The organism is Bradyrhizobium sp. GW821-FHT13H05, from assembly GCF_058804065.1.
Genome location: NZ_JBXAPO010000012.1, coordinates 119,407 through 139,346, shown reverse-complemented (window position 1 = coordinate 139,346; position 19,940 = coordinate 119,407). Strand labels below are relative to the sequence as shown.

The following is a 19,940-nucleotide window of genomic DNA, read 5'->3' as shown; positions in this document are numbered from 1 at the left end:
GATGACCGTGACCAAGGCTCCCGCAGCCTGTCTGATCGGATGGCCGGCCGCGCATTCGCGCTCGCCGCTGATCCATCATTACTGGCTGCGCACGCTCGGCATCGAGGGCGGCTACCTCATCGAGGCGGTCCCGCCTGATGATTTGCGCGATTTCGTGCTGCGGCTGTCGCTGCGCGGCTTCGTCGGCGCCAACGTCACCATTCCGCACAAGGAGGGTGTGCTGGCGCTGTCGACGCCCGATGCGCGCGCCAAGGCCGTCGGCGCCGCCAACACGCTGTGGTTCGAAGATGGCGAGCTGCGCTCGACCAATACCGACGTCGAGGGTTTTGTCGGCAATCTCGACGCCAGCGCGCCCGGTTGGGACAAGGCGGAAGAGGCGCTGGTGCTCGGCGCCGGCGGCTCCTCGCGCGCGGTCGTGTTCGGCCTGCGCGAGCGCGGCATCAAGCGCATCCATCTCGCCAATCGCACCATCGCGCGGGCCGAGACGCTGGCGAAGCAGTTCGGGCCGAACGTGCATCCGCTTCCCTGGGACGGGATCGACGACGTCCTGCCGCGCGCAAAACTTCTCGTGAACACGACCTCGCTCGGCATGCACGGCCAGCCTCCGCTCGAGGTTGACGTTGCGCGCCTGCCAGAGGCGGCCGTCGTCGCCGATCTCGTCTACGTCCCCCTGGTGACGCCGCTGCTTGCGGCAGCAACCGCGCGCGGCCTGAAGACCGCCGACGGGCTCGGCATGCTGCTGCACCAGGCGGTGCGCGGCTTCGAGCTGTGGTTCGGTCGCAGACCCGAGGTCACGGCCGAGCTGCGCGCGCTGGTCGAGGCCGATCTCACAAAGACTTGAGCGAATAGTGCGCGGTTTGCGGAGTTCTATCTCCGTGGGACAATCGGAGACCGTCATGACCATTCAACGCGTAACTTTCACACGCCCGCTCATCGCTGTCGCGATGGTGGCCGCTTCCACCCTCTATGCCGTCGCGCAAAAGGCGCCGGTGCCGACGCGGGTGCGCGGCACGATCGAGAGCATCGACGGCGACACCATGCAGGTCAAGTCGCGCAGCGGCGAGGACGTCAAACTGCACATCGCGTCCGACGTGCGGGTCGCCGGCATTACCAAAATTTCACTCGCCGACATCAAGGTCGGCTCTTTCGTCGGCGCCACCACCGTGCCGGGACCTGACGGCGGCGACAACGCCGTCGAGGTCCATGTGTTTCCGGAAAACATGCGCGGCACCGGCGAGGGCTCGCGGCCCTATGACCTCAAGCCGAACTCCAGCATGACCAATGCCACCGTGTCGGAGAGCGTGGTCGGCAATGACGGCCATACGCTGCTGGTCAAGTACAAGGACGGCGAGAAGAAGGTGTTCGTCTCTGCCGATACGCCGGTCGTCACCTACGTGCCCGGCGATAAGACCGACCTGAAGGCCGGCGCCAAGGTCATCGCCTTCATGAAGCAGCTGCCGGACGGCTCGTTCGAGACCAACCGCGTCAGCGTCGGCCGGGATGGCCTCACGCCGCCGATGTGATCATACTTCGTAGCCCGGATGGAGCGCAGCGAAATCCGGGGGGCTTTTTGCGCGGTACCTTCCCGGATTGCGCTGCGCTCCATCCGGGCCACGGACTGCCGGAATACGCGGTCAGGCTCGGTGTTTGTTCCTGCGCAGCCAACTTCCCCGGAGAAACACAATGTCGAAATCGCCTTTGCTTGCGGCGCTGTTCGCCGTCGCCCTTGCTTCGATCGCCTCGGCGCAGCAGGCGCCGACGGTCCGCATCCGCGGCACCATCGAGAGCGTCGACGGCAACACGCTCGCCATCAAGACCCGCGAGGGCACCGACGTGAAGGTGAACATGACTGACAATGTCGCGGTGTTCGCCGTGGTCAAGACCTCGCTGTCGGAGATCAAGGACGGCTCCTATATCGGCGTCACCGGCATGCCCGAGCCCGACGGCACGCAGAAGGCGATCGCCGTGCATATTTTCCCCGAGAACCAGCGCGGCGCCGCCGAAGGCTTTCGACCCTGGGATGCCCGCGCCAATTCGACCATGACCAACGCCACCGTGGCGCAGACGGTGAAGGGCACCGACGGCCAGAACATCACGGTGAAATACAAGGACGGCGAGAAGAAAGTCGTGGTGCCGCCGGACACGCCGATCGTCACCTTCGTCGCCAGCGACAAGTCCGAGATCAAGCCGGGCGCCAAGCTGATCATTTTCGGTGCGGCGAAGAAGGAAGACGGCTCGCTGGAGGCCAACCGCGTCAATGTCGGCCGCGATGGCATCACGCCGCCGATGTGAGGGGCCTGTAAGGGACGTACCGCTCTCTCGCTCCCTCGCCCCGTTCTTACGGGGAGAGGGTGGGGTGAGGAGTTCTCTCCGCGAGTTCGATTTGCATCGTGACCCGTCACGCGAGTCGGATGGATCTCTGTTTGCGCCGGCAGTGTGCCTCGCCCCTCACCCGGATCGCTTCGCGATCCGACCTCTCCCCGCAGAAGAGTGGGGAGAGGTTGGGAACCACCTCACACCGCGATGATCTGATCGTCGATCTCGTCGATCCTGTTGACGCCGCACAGGCCCATGGTGGTGAGCAGCTCCTTCTGGATGATGTCGATCGCCTTGGCGACGCCGGCCTGGCCGCCGGCACCCAGGCCATAGGCATAAGCGCGGCCGATCATGCAGGACTTTGCGCCGAGCGCGAGCGCGCGCATCACGTCCTGGCCGGAGCGGATGCCGCCGTCGAACATGATCTCCATTCTGCCGCCGATGGCGTCGACGATCTCGGGCAGCACCTCGATCGAGGACGGTGCGCCGTCGAGCTGACGGCCGCCATGGTTGGAGACCACGATTGCCTGCGCACCGGTCTTTGCGGCGAGCTCGGCGTCCTCGACGTCGAGAATGCCCTTGAGGATCAGCTTGCCCGGCCAGATGCTGCGGATCCAGTCGATGTCGTTCCAGTTCAGCGAGGTGTCGAACTGCGAGTTGATCCAGGTCGACAGCGAGGTGATGTCGTCGCTGACCTTCAGATGACCGGCGAGATTGCCGAAGGTGCGGCGCTTGCCTTGCAGCACGCCCGACACCCAGGCCGGCTTGGTGGCGAAATCGATCAGCTTCGACAGCGACCATTCCGGTGGCACCGTCATGCCGTTCTTGATGTCCTGGTGTCGCTGTCCGATCACCTGGAGATCCACGGTGAGCACGAGCGCGCTGCACTTGGCCGCCATCGCGCGCTGGATCAATTCCTTGATGAAGCCGCGGTCCTTCATGACGTAGAGCTGGAACCAGAACGGCTTCTCGACATTGGCGGCGATGTCCTCGATCGAGCAGATCGACATCGTCGATTGCGTGAACGGGATGCCGGCGGCCTGCGCGGCGCGGCAGGCGTGGATCTCGCCGTCGCCATGCTGCATGCCGAGGAGTCCCACCGGTGCCAGCATCAGCGGCATGGTCGAGGGCTCGCCCAGGATCGTGGTGGAGGTGTCGCGCTTGGAGACGTCGACCAGGATGCGCTGGCGGAACTTGATGTTCTGCATGTCGTCGCGGTTGGCGCGCAGCGTTTCCTCGGCATAGGAGCCGCGGTCGCAATAGTCGAAGAACGCCTTCGGCACGCGGCGCTGATGCAGCGCGCGAAGATCGTCGATACAGGTGATGTGCTTCATGAACGTTCCCCGGCCCGTCTTGTCTCGGAAGTCTTGCAAGAAGCTCGTCGGACAAGAGTCTTGCATCGGAAGATTGAGGGGTCATCTAGCATGGTTGGATGCACAGCCAAATCGTTTGAGAGAAGGGTGCCATGAGCAAACCGCACGGACAGCCGACGCCGGAAGAGATCAAGGAGAAGCAGGACCTCGAGGACGCGCTGGAGGAGGGCCTGGAAGAGACCTTTCCGGGCTCCGATCCGGTCAACGTCACCCAGCCGGCGCCGAGCCGCGGCGACGGCCATGTGAAGCGCTCGAACTAGCGGCGGTTCCGCTTCATTCCGGCGTCCGAGCCGGAAATATAATGTTAACAATAAGTTGCTGGGGCGATGGCGGCCCCGGTTCCGTAATGATTCATCATATTTTTTGAAGCCAAGTTAGCCGCACAGGCTTTATAAGACCTCAGCAAATCAGGGATGCGGGGCCCGTCGGGGCAGCCGCAGGTTGTGTTGGGGATTCCTGGTTGTTGCGTGGGGGACGATATGAGCCGCAAATATTTCGGGACGGACGGGATTCGGGGCCGCGCCAACGGACTGATCACGCCGGAGCTCGCGCTCAAGGTCGGCCAGGCCGCAGGCCTTGCGTTTCAGCGCGGTGACCACCGCCACCGGGTCGTGATCGGCAAGGACACCCGCTTGTCCGGCTACATGATCGAATACGCGATGGTCGCGGGCTTCACCTCCGTCGGTATGGACGTGCTGCTGGTCGGCCCGATGCCGACGCCGGCGGTCGCGATGCTGACCAAGTCGATGCGCGCCGATCTCGGCGTGATGATCTCGGCCTCGCACAATCTGTTCGAGGACAACGGCATCAAGCTGTTCGGTCCGCAGGGCTTCAAGCTCTCCGACGACGTCGAGAAGCAGATCGAGCAGCTGCTCGACGAGCCCATCGACAAGCGCCTTGCACAGAGCGCAAGCCTGGGCCGTGCCCGCCGCATCGACGGCGTGCATGACCGCTACATCGAATTCGCCAAGCGCACGCTGCCGCGCGATCTCTCGCTCGACGGCCTGCGCGTCGTGATCGATTGCGCCAATGGCGCGGCCTACAAGGTGGTGCCGGAAGCGCTGTGGGAACTGGGTGCCGACGTCGTGCCGATCGGCGTCGAGCCCGACGGCTTCAACATCAACAAGGATTGCGGCTCGACCTCGCCGGAAGCATTGTCGAGAAAGGTCCGGGAAATGCGTGCCGATATCGGCATCGCCCTCGACGGCGACGCCGACCGCGTCATCCTGGTCGACGAGCGCGGCCACGTCGTCGATGGCGACCAGTTGCTGGCGGTGATCGCGCAGAGCTGGAAGGAAGACGGCCGGCTGTCGCGGCCGGGCATCGTCGCCACCGTGATGTCCAATCTCGGCCTCGAACGTTTCCTGAAAGGGCAGGGGCTCGATCTCGTGCGCACGCCGGTCGGCGATCGCTACGTGCTCGAGCAGATGCTGAGCGGCGGCTACAATCTCGGCGGCGAGCAGTCCGGCCACATCATCCTGTCCGACTACGCCACCACGGGCGACGGCTTCGTGGCCGCGTTGCAGGTGCTGGCCGTGGTGCAGAAGTCGCGCCGGCCGGTGTCGGAAGTCTGCCATCGGTTCGATCCGCTGCCGCAGATCCTCAAGAACGTCCGCCACAAGGGTGGCAAGCCGCTCGACGATTCCGACGTCAAGTCGGCGATCTCCGACGGCGAGAAGCGCCTCAACGGCCACGGCCGCCTGCTGATCCGCTCCTCCGGCACCGAGCCCGTGATCCGCGTCATGGGCGAGGGCGAGGACCGCATCCTGGTCGAGGACGTCGTCGACACGATTGTCTCCGCGCTGGGCCAGGCCGCGGCGTAAGCAAGTGCGATCGTAGCCCGGATGGAGCGCAGCGAAATCCGGGATTCGTGCAGCAGGCGATAAAGGCCCCGGATTACGCTTCGCTCCATCCGGGCTACGAAGTCCCTGGAAGAGAGCACCCGCGCATTCCAGCTATCGACGATTGGGAGTGGTTCCGCCGCCCCCCACATCGTAGGTAGGCAGATGCGGCGGTTCGCCGCGCCTGCGGGATCGCTCCATTGAACAAGCCAGTCGTCGTCTCAGAGGAAACGCTGACCGAGCCCGTCGTCGTCAGCGACGTGGCGCCTGCTGCCGCCAAGGCCGCGGGGCCGGCCTATATCGTGCTCGCGGGCATCAGCTTCTCGCACTTCCTCAACGACACCATGCAGTCGCTGATCGCTTCGGTGTATCCGATCCTGAAGGACACCTACGCGCTCGACTTCGCGCAGATCGGCATGATCACACTGGCCTTCCAGTTCACGGCCTCGCTGCTCCAGCCGGTGGTCGGGCACTACACCGACAAGAAGGCGCAGCCCTACTCGCTGTCGATCGGCATGGCCTCGACCTTCTTCGGGCTGCTGCTGCTCAGCGTCGCGCACCAATATCTGATCATCCTCGTCGCGGCCGCGCTGGTCGGTCTTGGCTCGGCGGTGTTCCATCCGGAGTCCGCGCGCATCGCGCGGCTCGCTTCCGGCGGTCGCTACGGCTTTGCGCAATCGGTGTTCCAGCTCGGCGGCAGTTTCGGCACCTCGATGGGGCCGGTGCTCGCGGCGCTGATCGTGGTGCCGTTCGGGCAGGGCAGCATCGCCTGGTTCTCGTCGATCGCGTTCCTCGCGATTCTCATCCTCTGGCGCATCGGCCGCTGGTACGAGCCGCAGATCAGGGCGAAGAAGGCGGCAGCTGTCCAGGCTTATCCTGACGCGCCGAGCTCGCGCCGCGTTGCCGTTGCACTCCTCGTGCTGGTGGCGCTGCTGTTCTCGAAGCAGCTCTACGTCTCGAGCCTGTCGAGCTATTACATCTTCTATCTGATCGACCGTTTCGGCGTGTCGACGCAGACCGCGCAGATGTACCTCTTCATCTTCCTTGCGGCGAACGCGGTCGGCGCGTTTCTCGGCGGACCGCTCGGGGATCGCTTCGGCCGCAAGATCGTGATCTGGATCTCGATCCTGGGCGCGCTGCCGTTCACGCTGGCGCTGCCTTATGCCGGGCTCTATGCGAGCGCGGTTCTGTCGGTCATCATCGGCCTGATCATCTCCTCGACGACGTCGTCGATCATCGTTTTCGCGCAGGAACTGGTGCCGCATCGCTTCGGCATGATCTCCGGTGTGTTCTTCGGCGTCGCCTTCGGCATCGGGGGCCTCGGCGCGGCCGTGCTTGGCAAGCTCGCCGACCACACCTCGATCGAGTTCGTCTATCAGGTCTGCGCCTATCTGCCGGCGATCGGGCTGCTTGCGGTGTTCCTGCCAAAACTGCCGCGGCACACGCGTTAACAAATCTCCCTTCGCTGCATTGCAGCTTCATACATCGTTAGCAATTGCGGCGCGCGCCTGCCGCATTTTTGCAACGCTTGTGCCGCATCCGCGTGTGGGGTGAGAAAAAATCAACCTTAAAAATTAGGGTTAAGTGGCGCTTAAACATTTGGTGCGATCGTCCGGCCGTGAGTTTCCAGAACGTGGGGCCTGTGTATTTGCCTCACCGGCCAAAAGGACGAAGCCAATGCGTAGCGTTAAGTCTCTCCTTGCCGCGGGTGCGGCAACCCTGATCTCGTCGATGGCGTTTGCCGCCGATATGCCGATCGCGGCGCCCCCTCCCATGTACGCGCCGCCGGCCCCGCCCGCCGATTTCGGCGGCTGGTATCTCCGCGGCGACGTCGGCATGACCAATCAGCGCGCCAAGAGCATCGAAAGCGCGCCGGCGGCTGCACTGCCGTTCACGACCGAAGGCCTTGGTTTCGACTCGTCGGCGCTGTTTGACCTTGGCGTCGGCTATCGCTTCAACAACTGGTTCCGTGCGGACGTGATCGGCCAGTACCGTGGCAGGGCTAATCTGCACGGCGCAAACAATCTCGTTCTGCCCGGTTACGCTGAGACCAACAACTATACCGGCAGCAAGTCCGAGTGGGTCGTCATGGCCAATGCCTATGTCGATCTCGGCACCTGGTGGTGCATCACCCCGTTCGTCGGCGCCGGCGTCGGCGGCTCCTACAACAAGATCAGCGGCTTCCGCGACGATGGTGTGATATACGGCGCAGCGGGGGTGCCGGCCGGGGTCCCGAGCAACAGCGTCACTTACTTCGCCGACAATGGAAAGTGGAACTTCGCCTGGGCCGCACACGCCGGTCTCGCCTACAAGGTCAATCCCGGCTTCACCGTCGAATTGGCCTACAGCTACATGAACCTCGGCGACGCCGCGCCCGGCAACTTCCGTGCGTTCGACAACAGCTCTTCCGGCCCGACCTCGATCAAGATCAAGGATCTCACCTCGCACGACCTGAAGCTCGGCGTGCGCTGGGAGCTCAACAGCCCGCAGCCGGCCTACATGCCGCCGCTCGTCACCAAGGGCTGATCGTCAGCCTCATCGCTTAAGATACCTTAACGGCGCGGGATCATCCCGCGCCGTTTTGCATTGCGTATTTTTCATGGCGAGCGGCGACGAAAGGCTCCGGCGCAACCATTGGTTAAGGTTAACGAGCCATGATCACCAGCGAAAGTTCGAGTTCGATGGAGCGTTGCGATGCGTAGGCTTTTGTTGGCGGCGGCGATGTTGGGGACGGTGTCTGCCGCGCAAGCGGCCGACATGCCGGATCTGCCCATCCTGCGCGGCGGCATCACCGACGGCCTGTCCAAGACGTCTCACAACTGGGACGGCTTCTATGCCGGTGGCTCCGCCGGATATTCCACCGCAGCGGTCGACTTCAGCCAGAGCGTCGTCGGCCTGACCAATTACATCTTCCGCGACAGTGTGCTTCAGGAGCCGACCTCGACCTGGTCGCTGATGAACAAGACCACCACGCAAGGCGTGAATTTCGGCGGCTTCGTCGGCCGCAACTGGCAGTGGTACGATGCCGTTCTCGGCCTCGAGGGCACCTACAATTATTTCAACAAGATTTCCACGTCGACATCAGGCTCCAACTCGCTCGACATCGTCAACCCGCCCGGAGACGTCCAGCCCGCCGGCGTGACCAACCATTATCTCACGACCTTGACCGGCACCGCCGCGGCGACGGTCAAGGACATGGTCTCGCTCCGCGGGCGCGTCGGTTGGGACGGCGGCGATTTCATGCCTTACATGTTCGCCGGCGCCGCCATCGGCCGCATGGACGTCTCGCGCACGGTGACCAGCGATGTGAAGCTGCGCCAGGATGCGACCGTGACGGACGCACTCGGCAACGTCATCACCATCACCGGAACGCCGGTGGCGGTGCCGGCGCAGTCGCAGACGCAGACCCAGCACCGAACCAACAATTTCGTGGTCGGCTGGACCGCCGGCATCGGACTGGAATATTGCCTGTGGGGCGGCCTGTTCGCGCGCGTGGAATACGAGTATGTGCGGTTCTCTCCGGTCATGAACACGCAGGTGACGCTGAACAACGCGCGCCTCGGCCTCGGCTACAAGTTCTGACGCCGCCGCGCCTCGCTGCCTGTTGACAGGTTCTCGTCGTCCTGATGCTCTGTCGCCCGAATGCGGGGCGGCAGCGATGAAGATCTACGGCGACACCAATTCCGGAAATTGTCTCAAGGTGAAGTGGGTCTGCGACAAGCTCGCGTTGCCCTATCACTGGATCGAGATCGACCCCCGCAAGGGCGAGACGCGCACGCCGCAATTTCTCGCGATGAACGGCGCGGGACAGGTGCCGACCGTCGCCTTCGACGACGGCCGCACGCTGGCGCAGTCCAATGCCATCATCCGCTATCTCGCCCGCGACAGCGCGCTGATTCCGCACGACGCGTTTGCCGCGGCCAAGATGGACGAATGGCTGTTCTGGGAGCAGTACAGCCACGAGCCTTATGTCGCGGTGTGCCGCTTCCAGCTGGTCTATCTCGGCAAGGACGCATCCGAGCTCGACCCCGAAAAGGTCAAGCGCGGCTATGCGGCGCTCGACCGCATGGAGCAGCATCTGGCGGCCAGCCGCTTTTTCGCGGGCGATGCGGTTTCGCTCGCCGACGTCTCGCTGCTTGCCTATACGCGTGTGGCGCATGAAGGTGGCTTCGATCTCGGCCGTTACGCGGCCATTCGCCGCTGGATCGGCGAGGCCGAGGCCTGTCTCGGCCTGCCGCCGGCGCGCTGAGCCCGGAGTTTCTTCCATGAATGCCAAATCCGTCTTCATTCGTCCCGCGCGCCGCGAGGACGTCCCTGCGATGATCGCAATGCTCGCCGACGATCATCTCGGGCGTGCCCGCGAACGTGTGGAGGATCCGTTGCCTGCGTCCTATTACGAGGCATTCGCGCGGGTCGAGCGCGATCCGAATCTCACGCTCGTCGTTGCCGAGAGCGAGGGCAGGGTGGTCGGCTGCCTGCAACTGGCAGTGCTGTCAGGCATCAGCTCGCAAGGCGGCATCCGCGGCCTGCTTGAAGACGTGCGCGTTGCTTCCGATTGTCGCAGCCGCGGCATCGGCGAGCAATTGGTGCAATGGGCGATGACGGAAGCGAAAGCGCGCGGCTGCAATCTGGTCGAATTGCTGACGCATCAGACGCGCGTCGATGCGCAACGCTTCTACAAGCGACTCGGATTCACAGCGAGTCACGTCGGTATGACTGTCCGCTTTTGATGCAGCATCTCGCGCGCGTTGCGTCATCAGCGAAATCGGATCGCGCGTTCGTTCATATTAAGAGTGGGTAAACTACCCCTCCGTCGTTCACGTGGAACCAGGAACGAACGGTGCTACGCAGGCGTCTGAAACCGGGCTCGGTCGGTTCGGGGATTTCGATGAAAAGCTATTCGATGATCAAGGTCGGCAACGATTACGTTGTGCAGGCCAATGACAAATGCATTTTGAAAGTCGGCAGCCGCCGTCGTGCGGCGCAATTGATCAGCGATGCCACGGACTTGCTGAACGCGCTTGCCGTGGTCGAATCCCCCGATGTCGCGCCGGAGGCGCCATCACTCGCGCGTGAGGCCCCGGAACTTCCTTGACGACTCTACCCGTTTCCCGTATCAGCCGCGGCGGGACACCTCCCCCCAACGGGAGGCTTACTATCTGGAAGGGTAGAATATGACTGTAGCGAAGCCCGCTTCGCGGCCCAACGTGCCGCATTTCTCCTCCGGCCCCTGCGCCAAGCGCCCCGGCTGGAACGCCCAAAATCTCAAGGACGCAGCGCTCGGCCGTTCGCATCGCGCGAAGGTCGGCAAGACCAAGCTCAAGCTCGCGATCGATCTGACGCGCGAAGTGCTTGAAGTGCCCGCCGATTATCGCATCGGCATCGTGCCGGCGTCGGATACCGGTGCGGTCGAGATGGCGCTGTGGTCGCTGCTCGGTGCGCGGCCCGTCACCACGCTCGCCTGGGAATCCTTCGGCGAGGGCTGGGTCAGTGACATCGTCAAGGAATTGAAGCTCAAGGACGTCACCAAGCTCAACGCAGCCTATGGTGAGATCCCCGACCTCTCCAAGGTCGATCCCAAGAGCGACGTCGTCTTCACCTGGAACGGCACCACCTCAGGCGTGCGCGTGCCGAACGCCGACTGGATCAGCGCTACCCGCGAAGGCCTGACCATTTGCGACGCGACGTCCGCAGCGTTCGCGCAAGCCCTCGACTGGGCCAAGCTCGACGTCGTCACCTTCTCCTGGCAGAAGGCGCTCGGCGGCGAAGCCGCGCACGGCATGCTGATCCTCAGCCCTCGCGCAGTGGAGCGGCTCGAGACCTACAAGCCGGCCTGGCCGCTGCCGAAGATCTTCCGCATGACCAAGGGCGGCAAGATCAACGAAGGCATCTTCGTCGGCGAGACCATCAACACGCCGTCGATGCTGTGCGTCGAGGACTATCTCGATGCGCTGAACTGGGCCAAGTCGATCGGCGGCCTCAAGGCGCTGATCGCGCGCGCCGATGCCAACACCAAGGTGCTGGCCGACTGGAAGGCGAAGACGCCCTGGATCGATTTCCTGGCCAAGGACGCTTCGATCCGCTCCAACACCTCGGTGTGCCTGAAGTTCACCGATCCCGCGCTCACCTCGCTCTCTGACGACGCGCAAGCCGACTTCTCCAAGAAGCTGGTCGCGCTGGTCGAGAAGGAAGGCGCCGGCTACGACTTCGCGTATTACCGCGACGCTCCGGCCGGCCTGCGCATCTGGTGCGGTGCGACTGTCGAGGCCAAGGACGTCGAGCTGCTGACGCAGTGGATCGACTGGGCTTTTGCCGAGACCAAGGCCACGCTGGCCAAGGCGGCCTAGTTCTTTTCTTCGCCTCTCCCCGTTCTTACGGGGAGAGGCCGGGTCGCGCAGCGATCCGGGTGAGGGACTCTCTCCACGAGCACTTTGCCTGTGGCTGCCTCTCTCCCCGTAAGAACGGGGAGAGAGCAAAGAGCTTCCGAGCAATTACCCATTCCGGCCCTCGGGCCGATCTCCCTTTAGGGACGGTGAAGGACACATCCATGACCAAGCCCAAAGTTCTCATTTCCGACGCGCTCTCTCCCGCCGCCGTGCAGATCTTCAAGGACCGCGGCGTCGAGGTCGACTTCCAGCCGAACCTCGGCAAGGACAAGGACAAGCTTGCCGAGATCATCGGCAATTACGACGGGCTTGCGATCCGCTCCGCGACCAAGGCGACCGCAAAGATCCTGGAGAAGGCGACCAACCTCAAGGTGATCGGCCGCGCCGGCATCGGCGTCGACAATGTCGAGATCCCCGCCGCCACGGCCAAGGGCATCATCGTGATGAACACGCCGTTCGGCAATTCGATCACGACCGCCGAGCACGCCATCACCCTGATGCTGGCGCTGGCCCGCGAGATCCCGCAGGCCGACGCCTCGACCCAGGCCGGCAAGTGGGAGAAGAACCGCTTCATGGGTGTCGAGATCACCGGCAAGGTGCTTGGCGTCGTCGGCTGCGGCAATATCGGCTCGATCGTCGCCGACCGCGCGCTTGGCCTGCGCATGAAGGTGGTCGCGTTCGATCCGTTCCTGTCGCCGGAGCGCGCCAGGGATATCGGCGTCGAGAAGGTCGATCTCGATGATCTGCTCAAGCGCGCCGATTTCATCACGCTGCACACCCCGCTCACCGAGAAGACCAGGAACATCATCGACGCGGCCGCGATCGCCAAGATGAAGAAGGGCGTGCGCCTGATCAATTGCGCCCGCGGTGGTCTCGTCGACGAGCAGGCGGTGGTCGATGCGCTCAACGCCAAGCACATCGCGGGCGCCGCCTTCGACGTTTTCGTCGAGGAGCCCGCCACTTCGAACGTGCTGTTCGGCCATCCCAACGTGATCTGCACGCCGCATCTCGGTGCCTCCACCACGGAAGCGCAGGAGAACGTCGCGCTTCAGGTCGCAGAACAAATGTCGGATTACCTCCTCACCGGCGCGATCTCGAACGCGGTCAACTTCCCTTCGATCACGGCCGAAGAAGCGCCGAAGCTCAAGCCCTTCATCGCGCTCGCCGAGAAGCTCGGCTCGTTCGCCGGCCAGCTCACGGAAAGCGGGATCCTCAAGGTCGAGATCACCTATGAGGGACATGTCGCCGAGATGAAGATCAAGGCGATCACCTCCGCGGTGCTGTCGGGCCTGCTGCGGCCGATGCTCGGCGAGGTCAACGTGGTGTCCGCGCCCGTCGTCGCCAAGGAGCGCGGCATGGTGGTGGACGAGATCGTGCGCGCCGCCCAGAGCGACTATGAGAGCCTGATCACCGTCACCGTCACCACCGAGCGGCAGGAGCGGTCGGTCTCGGGCACGGTCTATGCCGACGGCAAGCCGCGCCTCGTCGACATCAAGGGCATCCGCGTCGATGCCGAGTTCGGCAAGTCGATGATCTACGTGACCAACGAGGACAAGCCGGGCTTCATCGGCAAGTTCGCCAGCCTGCTCGGCGACGCCAAGATCAACATCGCCACCTTCCATCTCGGCCGCGTCGCACCGGGCTCCGATGCCATCGCGCTGATCGAGGTCGACGGCGCGGTGCCGGCGGATCTGCTCGCCAAGGTGCAGGCCCTGCCGCAGGTCAAGCAGGTCAAGGCCCTGACGTTCTAGTACACCGTCATTCCGGGGCTCGCGAAGCGAGAACCCGGAATCTCGAGATCCCGGGTTCGGCTCTGCGAGCCGCCCCGGAATGACGCTCATCATATTCCATATTCCGACCCGCGGAACTACGCCGCCTCCATCACCGGAGGCGGCGTTTTTATTTCTCCCGCGCGCTGCCAACTTTGTGTACCAATGGCGCCGAGAAGACCTCGACAGACGCATCTGTACCAATGTTCGAAAGGGAGAAAACAATGCGTGAAGCCGTCATCGTTTCCTATGCGCGCACGGGCCTGGCCAAGTCCGGCCGCGGTGGATTCAACATCACCCCGCCGATGTCGCTGGCCGCGCACGCGATCAAGCACGCGGTCGAGCGCTCCGGCGTCGAGAAGGACTATGTCGAGGACTGCTATCTCGGCAATTGCGCCCATGGCGCGCCGAACATCGGCCGTCAGGCTGCGCTGCTCGCGGGCCTGCCGAAGACCACGGCGGGCGTCTCGGTGAACCGCTTCTGCTCCTCGGGGCTCCAGACCATCGCGATGGCCGCCAACTCGATCCGCTCCGACGGTGCCGACTGCATCGTCGCCGGCGGCGTCGAGAGCATCTCCATGCCGGGCGGCGGCACGCCGAAGGAATCGATCGATCCTGAGCTGCTCAAGGTCGCGCCCGACATCTTCATGGCGATGATCGACACCGCCGACATCGTCGCCGAGCGCTACAAGCTCAGCCGCGAATACCAGGACGAGTTCTCGCTGGAATCGCAGCGCCGCATGGCGGCGTCGCAGCAGGCGGGCAAGTACAAGGACGAGATCGTCCCGATGAAGACGAAGATGAAGGTCGTCGACAAGGCGACCAAGGCCGAGTCGATCGTCGACTACGTCGTCGACCGCGACGAGTGCAACCGTCCCGAGACCACGCTGGAAGGGTTGGCAAAACTCGAGCCGGTGAAGGGCCCCGGCAAGTTCGTCACCGCCGGCAATGCCAGCCAGCTCTCCGACGGCGCCGCCGCCGTGGTGCTGATGGAAGCCAAGGACGCCGAGAAGCGCGGCCTCAAGCCGCTCGGCCGTTTCGTCGCCTGGGCGACCGCCGGCTGCGAGCCCGACGAGATGGGCATCGGTCCGGTGTTCGCGATCCCGAAGCTCTTGAAGCGCACCGGCCTCAAGATCGACGATATCGATCTGTGGGAGCTCAACGAGGCCTTCGCCAGCCAGTGCCTCTATTCGCGCGACAAGCTCGGCATCGATCCCGCCAAGTACAACGTCAACGGCGGCTCGATCGCGATCGGCCATCCCTTCGGCATGACCGGCGCCCGTCTCACCGGCCACCTGCTCCAGGAAGGCGCGCGCCGCAAGGCCAAGTGGGGCGTGGTGACGATGTGCATCGGCGGCGGCCAGGGCGGCGCCGGCCTGTTCGAGATCTACAGCTGAGATCACGCACCATGAATGCGAAAGGGCACGGCGCGAGCCGTGCCCTTTTTGTTCGAGCTGCATCACATCGTCATTGCGAGCGAAGCGAAGCAATCCAGAGTCTCACCGCGGCGGCAGTCTGGATTGCTTCGCTTCGCTCGCAATGACGGAGGATCGTTCGCGCCGCCTCATGCCCCCGCCACCATCGGTGCGAACACCACTTCGATCAACGTGCCGGAATTCGCTGCGCTCTTGATGTTGAACCGCGCGCGGTTGGCTTCGACCAGGGCTTTGGTCAGCGACAGGCTGAGCGCCGAATTGTCCGAGGCGTCGCCGGGCGGCGGGGTGCGGAACGGCTCCATCGCCGCGGCGACCTCGCGTTCGCTGAGGCCATGGCCGGTGTCGCGGATGCGCAGCGCAATCTCGCCGCGGTCGGACAGCGCGGTCGAGACGATGACCTGGCCGCCGGCGCTGGCCAGCCGGATCGAGTTCGAGATCAGATTCATGGTGATCTGCCGCATCGCGCGCGCGTCCACCGTCACCTGCGGCAGCGCATGGGCGAGCGAGGTGCGGATGATGATGCGCTCGCGGTTGGCCTGCGGCTGCATCACCACGACGCAGGCCTCGACCAGATCGTTGAGGTTGAGGTTGGCGAAGTTGAGGTCGAGCTTGCCGGTCTCGATCCGCGACAGCTCCAGCAGATCGTCGATGATGGCGATGACGCGCTCGCCGGAGGCGCGGATGTCCTTCATGTATTCGCCGTAGCGCTCGTTGCCGAGCGTGCCGAAGCGTTCGGAGATCATCACCTCGGCAAAACCGATGATGGCGTTGAGCGGCGTGCGGATCTCGTGGCTGATCCGCGCCAGCATGTCGGCCTTGGCGTTGGCCGCGCCGTCGGCGAGACGTCGTGCGCTCTTCAGCTCGCTCTCGCCCTTCTTGCTCTGGGAGAGATCGCGGAACACGGCGAAGAAGTTCGGGCCGTCGGGCCGTGTGCGGCCCATGATCATCGCGAGCGGAATGACGCCGCCCTTCTTCTCGCGCCCCAGCACCTCGCGGCCATGGTCGAGCAGGCTCGCAATGTCCTGGCTCTTGAGGTTTTCCAGATAGTCGACGACGACATGCTGGCTCTCCGGCGCGAACAGCGTCACCAGATTCTGCTGCATCAGCGCTTCGCCGTCGTAACCGAACAGCGCTTCGGCGCTGCGGTTGCAGGCGTGGATGTTGCCTTCGGCATCGAACATCACGATGCCCTCGGCCGTGGTGTCGAGGATCGCGGCGAGATCCTCCGCGTCCGCATCGCCGGCCTGGGATTCGAGCTCGAGCTCAGGCGCGAACGGGAAGGACTCCGGGACCACGGGCTCGACGACCACGGGCGGCGCGGCAATGACAGGTGCCGCCACAACAGGTGCCGCTTGCGGCAGCGCGCAGATCAGCGCATGCGCGCTCTCGCCGTCCCAGTCGATCGTGTGCAGATGCGCCTCGGTCGTCGGCAGCGGCGCTTCGCCATTGGCAAGCGTCGCACTGATCGTCACCGGCGTGCCGGCCTGCGAGGTGCTGCTGGCTGACGACACGCCCGGCTCGACATAGAGCGCATCGAGCCCGCCGGCATCCTCCAACGCGCCGAGGCTGGCATAGCCCATGCGCGCGAGGAAAGCGGGGTTGGCGTAGAGCAGGCGGTCGAGGCGATAGATCAACATGCCCGTCGGCACGAGGTCGAGCAGCGCGCGGTCGCGCGCGCTGTGGCCGTGTGCGGGCGGCGCGGGCTCTGTCAGCCATTCGGCCGGGGCGTGCGGCGCTTCGGGCTCCGGCGTCGGCGGTTCGGGCGCGCTCTCCATCGCCGGCGGCTCGTCCGTAACAGAGGCGATCGTCCCGCGCTCGCGTTCGAGCCGCTCGGACAATTGCCGGGCGAGCTCGTTGAAGGCGCTGTTCTCGACCGGTGTCAGCGTCGGCGATCTCAGATCACCGGGTGATCTGGCATCGCCGGCTGGACGGAACGGCACGACGTTGGGAGGCGTTTCCACTGGCGTTTCCGGTTCGGTGTTGTGTGAAGGCGCTTCGGTTGTGGGTTCGGGCAGCTCAGTGACGGGCTCAAATATGGGCTCAGGCTCAGGCGGCTCGATCGGCGGAGGCAGAGCCTCGGCCACCGTGTCGGCGACAGACTCCGGCTTCGGTTCGGGCTCCGGCTCGACGACGTCGGCAGACAGGCTCTGCGGCGCCGGCGGCTCGACGAACAGCTCGAAGCGGCGGAGTGCATCGAGCCGGTTGAGGCCGTCGAGATCGCGGCAGACGCCAAATCCCTTGAAGCCCGCAAAGTTGCGCATCCGGTCGTAGATCGGCAGGCCCGCAAGCTCGACCGGCAGATGCTCGCCGCCGTCGGCCGGCCAGTTCACGGTGATCCCGGCCCAGGTGTCGTGGCTTGCGAGCGCCTGCGCCACGCGCCCGTCAGGATCGAGCGAAAATTCGTCGGCGATCTCGCGCCAGGGGCGGCCGAAGCCGGCTGCCGTGTGCGCGCCCATCAGGCGGATGAATTCGTCCGAGCCGAGCACAAAGCGCCCCTCCGCATCCATCTGCCAGAGGAAGCGCAGCGGATGCTGACGTGGTGCCGGCGGCTCTGCTGACGGCGGCTCGACCATGGCTGTCGTGATCGGCGCGGCCTGCGGCGGCACGATGGCTTCGGCCAGGTTTTCAACCGGAGAATCTTGCGCGGCTTCGGCTGTCTCGGAGGCCGTTTCCTGGACCGGCTGTTCGACTGTGTCCCTGACGGCGTCCTGGATCGAGACGATCTCCGCGGCAGGCTCGTGCGCGATTGTCTCGACCGGCGCAGGCGCCTCGGCCGGCTCGGCGAAGGCGTCGAACAGTGCGATGTCGGACGGAGCCTCGTTCGACGGTGCGCCCTGCGCCTGGTCCGGCACCGCGGCCGGAGCTTCGGCCGGCGTCATCTCAGGCGCGGGCTGAACAGCCTCGTCGCGCGCGGTGGGCTCTGCGGTCTCGGGCGTGGTCTCCGCCGCAGCCGCCTCCGCCACAGCCGGTTCGATCAGCGCGATCAGGCCGACATCGGCCCCCGTGCCGACCCGTTGCAGCACCATCTGCCCGATCCCGATCGGCATCTCGGCGCGGCCGTCGCGAAGCGCATCGCTGCGGGCCTGTTCGAGGCCGGCCTCGCCGAGGTCGCGGAAGCCGAGCAGGGAGCGGGCCGGTTCGCTGGCGCCGGCGAACATGCCGTCGGGCGCGAACGCCGCCATCGGCACCTTGGCGCCGTCGACGAGACGATGCAGCCGCTCGATCAGCGACATGCTGCGCACATGTGTATCCATCGCCGTGACCAGCACGGCATGGCCGCCATCGGCAAAGTCGAGCCGCGCGCAGGCGCAGGTCATCAGCGTGCCGAACCGGGCGCCGAAGCCGCGCAGCCGTTCCAGCCTGATCGCGCCGTCCGCCGGCAGCTGGCGGGCGAGCCGGGTGACCTGGCGACGATGGCCGTCGGCCGGTCCGAAGATCCTGTCCGCCAGCGCTGCCGCATGCGCCGCGCCGAACAGCTTTGCGCCGACCGGATTGGCCCAGAGCACGCGCGTGCCGTCGATCGACCAGAGCCAGGCGGGCAGCGGGGAGGTCGCATGCACGGCCAGCCGGGGATCGCCCACGCCTCGCAACTGGAAATCCGAACTAGTCATCCAACCGGCTTCAAGTCTCGCTGTCACGCATCTCGTGGGTGGCTGCCGGGAATGACAGCCTTAAGAAAGGGTTAGTATCGCGCGCGGGCGCGGGCAGGTCCACGGCCCCAGCCTACGGGGGAGGGCCTAATGCCGCGATAACCTTAACGTGGCCGAACCCGCAAGCCGCAGGCGGGCTGCATCCGCAGGATTCGCGAAGGACCGGATCGTCAGCCGCGCAGGCCAGGGATGCAGCACGTCAGGAGCACTGACATACCGCAACCATGGGTTCCCAAGATCCGGGACCTCACCCTCCCCGGGATTAAATTTCGCGATGCACCCCCGGATCGCGTTGCGCTGCACAATGTTGACATGTTAGGCAGCAACACTACTGGGCGTTGGGCGAGCCATCTCTTTCTCGTATCCAGTTGTCGTACCCGCTGAATTTGAAGGCCCGGATCGGGGCCGGCGGGCGCGCCAGATGGCTCACCCCATTTTCCATTACCGTGAGGGACAACCATGACAGGTGCGACTGATCCATTCTCTGCCTCCGTCATTCCGTTCGAGGTTCCGGAGCAGATGCGTGCGTTCGCCGAAAAAGGCGTTTCGCAGGCCCGCGAAAGCTATGCCAAGTTCAAGGACGCCGCCGAAAGCCATAACGGCACCGTCGAGGCCGTGTTCACCTCCGCCCACAAGGGCGCGAGCGAGTACGCCGCCAAGGTGATGGAGTTCATGAAGGCGAACACCACCGCCCAGCTCGAGTTCACCCAGCAGCTGTTCACCGTGAAGTCGCCGTCCGATGCCTTCGCGCTGTGGACCGGCCATTCCAAGACGCAGCTCGAGACCTTCCAGGCCCAGGCCAAGGAGCTCGCCGAGATCGCCCAGCGCGCAGCCACCGCCGCCGCCGAGCCGATCAAGGCCAGCGCCGCGAAGCTCTACCCGCCCGCCGCCTGAGCGGATCGGGTCTGAATGAGTTGAAAACCCGGGCCGCAAGGTCCGGGTTTTTCTTCACCTCTCCCGCTTGCGGGAGAGGCCGGGAGAGGGCTCTCTCCTCACGGGGAGTGTCGCCGCCAAGCCGGCGAGGGGAGCGCAACCTCGCTACGGTCGACATCAAGCCCGATTTCATCGCGTTCAGGGTGATTTACCCCGGTTTTTCGTCCGTTTGCGGCCTTGCCAAAAACGGCCGTTGCACCTAGTTTCCGCCCCGTCCAGCCCCCCTCGGTGACCGG

17 protein-coding genes are annotated in these 19,940 nt (G+C 64.9%); 15 read left to right on the top strand and 2 right to left on the bottom strand.

Annotated elements, in window-relative coordinates:
* Position 1: 1 nt before the first annotated feature.
* The 3 genes from AC1RR3_RS28935 (at position 2) to AC1RR3_RS28925 (ending at position 2,292) form a co-directional block, all read left to right on the top strand.
* A complete protein-coding gene (locus AC1RR3_RS28935) occupies positions 2-841 on the top strand; it encodes a shikimate dehydrogenase (protein WP_492827036.1) in 840 nt (279 codons plus the stop codon).
* 55 nt (positions 842-896) lie between these two features.
* On the top strand, positions 897-1,523 hold the full coding sequence (locus AC1RR3_RS28930; RefSeq protein ID WP_492827034.1) for a hypothetical protein: 627 nt from the start codon (positions 897-899) through the stop codon (positions 1,521-1,523).
* 160 nt (positions 1,524-1,683) lie between these two features.
* Positions 1,684-2,292, top strand: a complete 609-nt coding sequence (locus tag AC1RR3_RS28925) for a single stranded DNA-binding domain-containing protein (RefSeq protein ID WP_492827032.1) — start codon at positions 1,684-1,686, stop codon at positions 2,290-2,292.
* A 221-nt stretch (positions 2,293-2,513) separates the two neighbouring features.
* Here AC1RR3_RS28925 and AC1RR3_RS28920 read toward each other — a convergent pair whose 3' ends face one another.
* Positions 2,514-3,650, bottom strand: a complete 1,137-nt coding sequence (locus AC1RR3_RS28920) for an alpha-hydroxy acid oxidase (RefSeq protein ID WP_492827030.1) — start codon at positions 3,648-3,650, stop codon at positions 2,514-2,516.
* 131 nt (positions 3,651-3,781) lie between these two features.
* On the opposite strand from AC1RR3_RS28920, the gene AC1RR3_RS28915 reads away from it, so the two are divergent.
* From AC1RR3_RS28915 to AC1RR3_RS28865, 11 genes are all read left to right on the top strand, one after another.
* Positions 3,782-3,949, top strand: coding sequence for a hypothetical protein (locus AC1RR3_RS28915; RefSeq protein ID WP_492827029.1), 168 nt, complete (start codon positions 3,782-3,784; stop codon positions 3,947-3,949).
* A gap of 219 nt (positions 3,950-4,168) precedes the next feature.
* The gene (glmM, locus tag AC1RR3_RS28910; protein ID WP_492827027.1) at positions 4,169-5,512 is read left to right on the top strand and encodes a phosphoglucosamine mutase; all 1,344 of its coding nucleotides are present in this window, start codon (positions 4,169-4,171) and stop codon (positions 5,510-5,512) included.
* A 218-nt stretch (positions 5,513-5,730) separates the two neighbouring features.
* On the top strand, positions 5,731-6,981 hold the full coding sequence (locus AC1RR3_RS28905; protein ID WP_492827025.1) for an MFS transporter: 1,251 nt from the start codon (positions 5,731-5,733) through the stop codon (positions 6,979-6,981).
* A gap of 226 nt (positions 6,982-7,207) precedes the next feature.
* The gene (locus AC1RR3_RS28900; RefSeq protein ID WP_492827023.1) at positions 7,208-8,056 is read left to right on the top strand and encodes an outer membrane protein; all 849 of its coding nucleotides are present in this window, start codon (positions 7,208-7,210) and stop codon (positions 8,054-8,056) included.
* Between the two features lie 168 nt (positions 8,057-8,224).
* Positions 8,225-9,112 (top strand): outer membrane protein, encoded by an 888-nt coding sequence (locus AC1RR3_RS28895; RefSeq protein WP_492827021.1) that lies wholly within the window; start codon positions 8,225-8,227, stop codon positions 9,110-9,112.
* A 76-nt stretch (positions 9,113-9,188) separates the two neighbouring features.
* Positions 9,189-9,779: a glutathione S-transferase family protein gene (locus AC1RR3_RS28890; RefSeq protein WP_492827019.1), complete on the top strand. Its 591-nt coding sequence runs from the start codon at positions 9,189-9,191 to the stop codon at positions 9,777-9,779.
* 16 nt (positions 9,780-9,795) lie between these two features.
* Positions 9,796-10,260: a GNAT family N-acetyltransferase gene (locus tag AC1RR3_RS28885; RefSeq protein ID WP_492827017.1), complete on the top strand. Its 465-nt coding sequence runs from the start codon at positions 9,796-9,798 to the stop codon at positions 10,258-10,260.
* A 158-nt stretch (positions 10,261-10,418) separates the two neighbouring features.
* Entirely contained in the window at positions 10,419-10,625 is a 207-nt protein-coding gene (locus AC1RR3_RS28880; RefSeq protein WP_492827015.1) for a hypothetical protein, read from the top strand.
* Between the two features lie 79 nt (positions 10,626-10,704).
* Positions 10,705-11,877, top strand: a complete 1,173-nt coding sequence (locus AC1RR3_RS28875) for a phosphoserine transaminase (protein ID WP_492827013.1) — start codon at positions 10,705-10,707, stop codon at positions 11,875-11,877.
* A gap of 200 nt (positions 11,878-12,077) precedes the next feature.
* A complete protein-coding gene (gene serA / locus AC1RR3_RS28870) occupies positions 12,078-13,667 on the top strand; it encodes a phosphoglycerate dehydrogenase (protein WP_492827011.1) in 1,590 nt (529 codons plus the stop codon).
* 242 nt (positions 13,668-13,909) lie between these two features.
* Positions 13,910-15,082 (top strand): thiolase family protein, encoded by a 1,173-nt coding sequence (locus tag AC1RR3_RS28865; protein ID WP_492827009.1) that lies wholly within the window; start codon positions 13,910-13,912, stop codon positions 15,080-15,082.
* 167 nt (positions 15,083-15,249) lie between these two features.
* On the opposite strand, the gene AC1RR3_RS28860 is transcribed toward AC1RR3_RS28865, so the two are convergent.
* Complete coding sequence (locus AC1RR3_RS28860; RefSeq protein ID WP_492827007.1) at positions 15,250-18,732, bottom strand: PAS domain-containing sensor histidine kinase; 3,483 nt, start codon at positions 18,730-18,732, stop codon at positions 15,250-15,252.
* A 498-nt stretch (positions 18,733-19,230) separates the two neighbouring features.
* On the opposite strand from AC1RR3_RS28860, the gene AC1RR3_RS28855 reads away from it, so the two are divergent.
* On the top strand, positions 19,231-19,665 hold the full coding sequence (locus AC1RR3_RS28855; RefSeq protein ID WP_492827005.1) for a phasin: 435 nt from the start codon (positions 19,231-19,233) through the stop codon (positions 19,663-19,665).
* The last annotated feature ends 275 nt before the right edge of the window (positions 19,666-19,940 follow it).

Excerpts from the sequence above, each read along its gene's own strand:
- AC1RR3_RS28895 (WP_492827021.1), top strand. The coding sequence starts at position 8,225 with ATGCGTAGGCTTTTGTTGGCGGCGGCGATGTTGGGGACGGTGTCTGCC.
- AC1RR3_RS28855 (WP_492827005.1), top strand. The coding sequence starts at position 19,231 with ATGACAGGTGCGACTGATCCATTCTCTGCCTCCGTCATTCCGTTCGAG.
- AC1RR3_RS28920 (WP_492827030.1), bottom strand. The coding sequence starts at position 3,650 with ATGAAGCACATCACCTGTATCGACGATCTTCGCGCGCTGCATCAGCGC.
- AC1RR3_RS28935 (WP_492827036.1), top strand. The coding sequence starts at position 2 with ATGACCGTGACCAAGGCTCCCGCAGCCTGTCTGATCGGATGGCCGGCC.
- serA (WP_492827011.1), top strand. The coding sequence starts at position 12,078 with ATGACCAAGCCCAAAGTTCTCATTTCCGACGCGCTCTCTCCCGCCGCC.
- AC1RR3_RS28930 (WP_492827034.1), top strand. The coding sequence starts at position 897 with ATGACCATTCAACGCGTAACTTTCACACGCCCGCTCATCGCTGTCGCG.
- AC1RR3_RS28875 (WP_492827013.1), top strand. The coding sequence starts at position 10,705 with ATGACTGTAGCGAAGCCCGCTTCGCGGCCCAACGTGCCGCATTTCTCC.
- AC1RR3_RS28900 (WP_492827023.1), top strand. The coding sequence starts at position 7,208 with ATGCGTAGCGTTAAGTCTCTCCTTGCCGCGGGTGCGGCAACCCTGATC.
- AC1RR3_RS28885 (WP_492827017.1), top strand. The coding sequence starts at position 9,796 with ATGAATGCCAAATCCGTCTTCATTCGTCCCGCGCGCCGCGAGGACGTC.
- AC1RR3_RS28890 (WP_492827019.1), top strand. The coding sequence starts at position 9,189 with ATGAAGATCTACGGCGACACCAATTCCGGAAATTGTCTCAAGGTGAAG.
- AC1RR3_RS28865 (WP_492827009.1), top strand. The coding sequence starts at position 13,910 with ATGCGTGAAGCCGTCATCGTTTCCTATGCGCGCACGGGCCTGGCCAAG.
- AC1RR3_RS28860 (WP_492827007.1), bottom strand. The coding sequence starts at position 18,732 with ATGACTAGTTCGGATTTCCAGTTGCGAGGCGTGGGCGATCCCCGGCTG.
- AC1RR3_RS28915 (WP_492827029.1), top strand. The coding sequence starts at position 3,782 with ATGAGCAAACCGCACGGACAGCCGACGCCGGAAGAGATCAAGGAGAAG.
- AC1RR3_RS28880 (WP_492827015.1), top strand. The coding sequence starts at position 10,419 with ATGAAAAGCTATTCGATGATCAAGGTCGGCAACGATTACGTTGTGCAG.
- glmM (WP_492827027.1), top strand. The coding sequence starts at position 4,169 with ATGAGCCGCAAATATTTCGGGACGGACGGGATTCGGGGCCGCGCCAAC.
- AC1RR3_RS28925 (WP_492827032.1), top strand. The coding sequence starts at position 1,684 with ATGTCGAAATCGCCTTTGCTTGCGGCGCTGTTCGCCGTCGCCCTTGCT.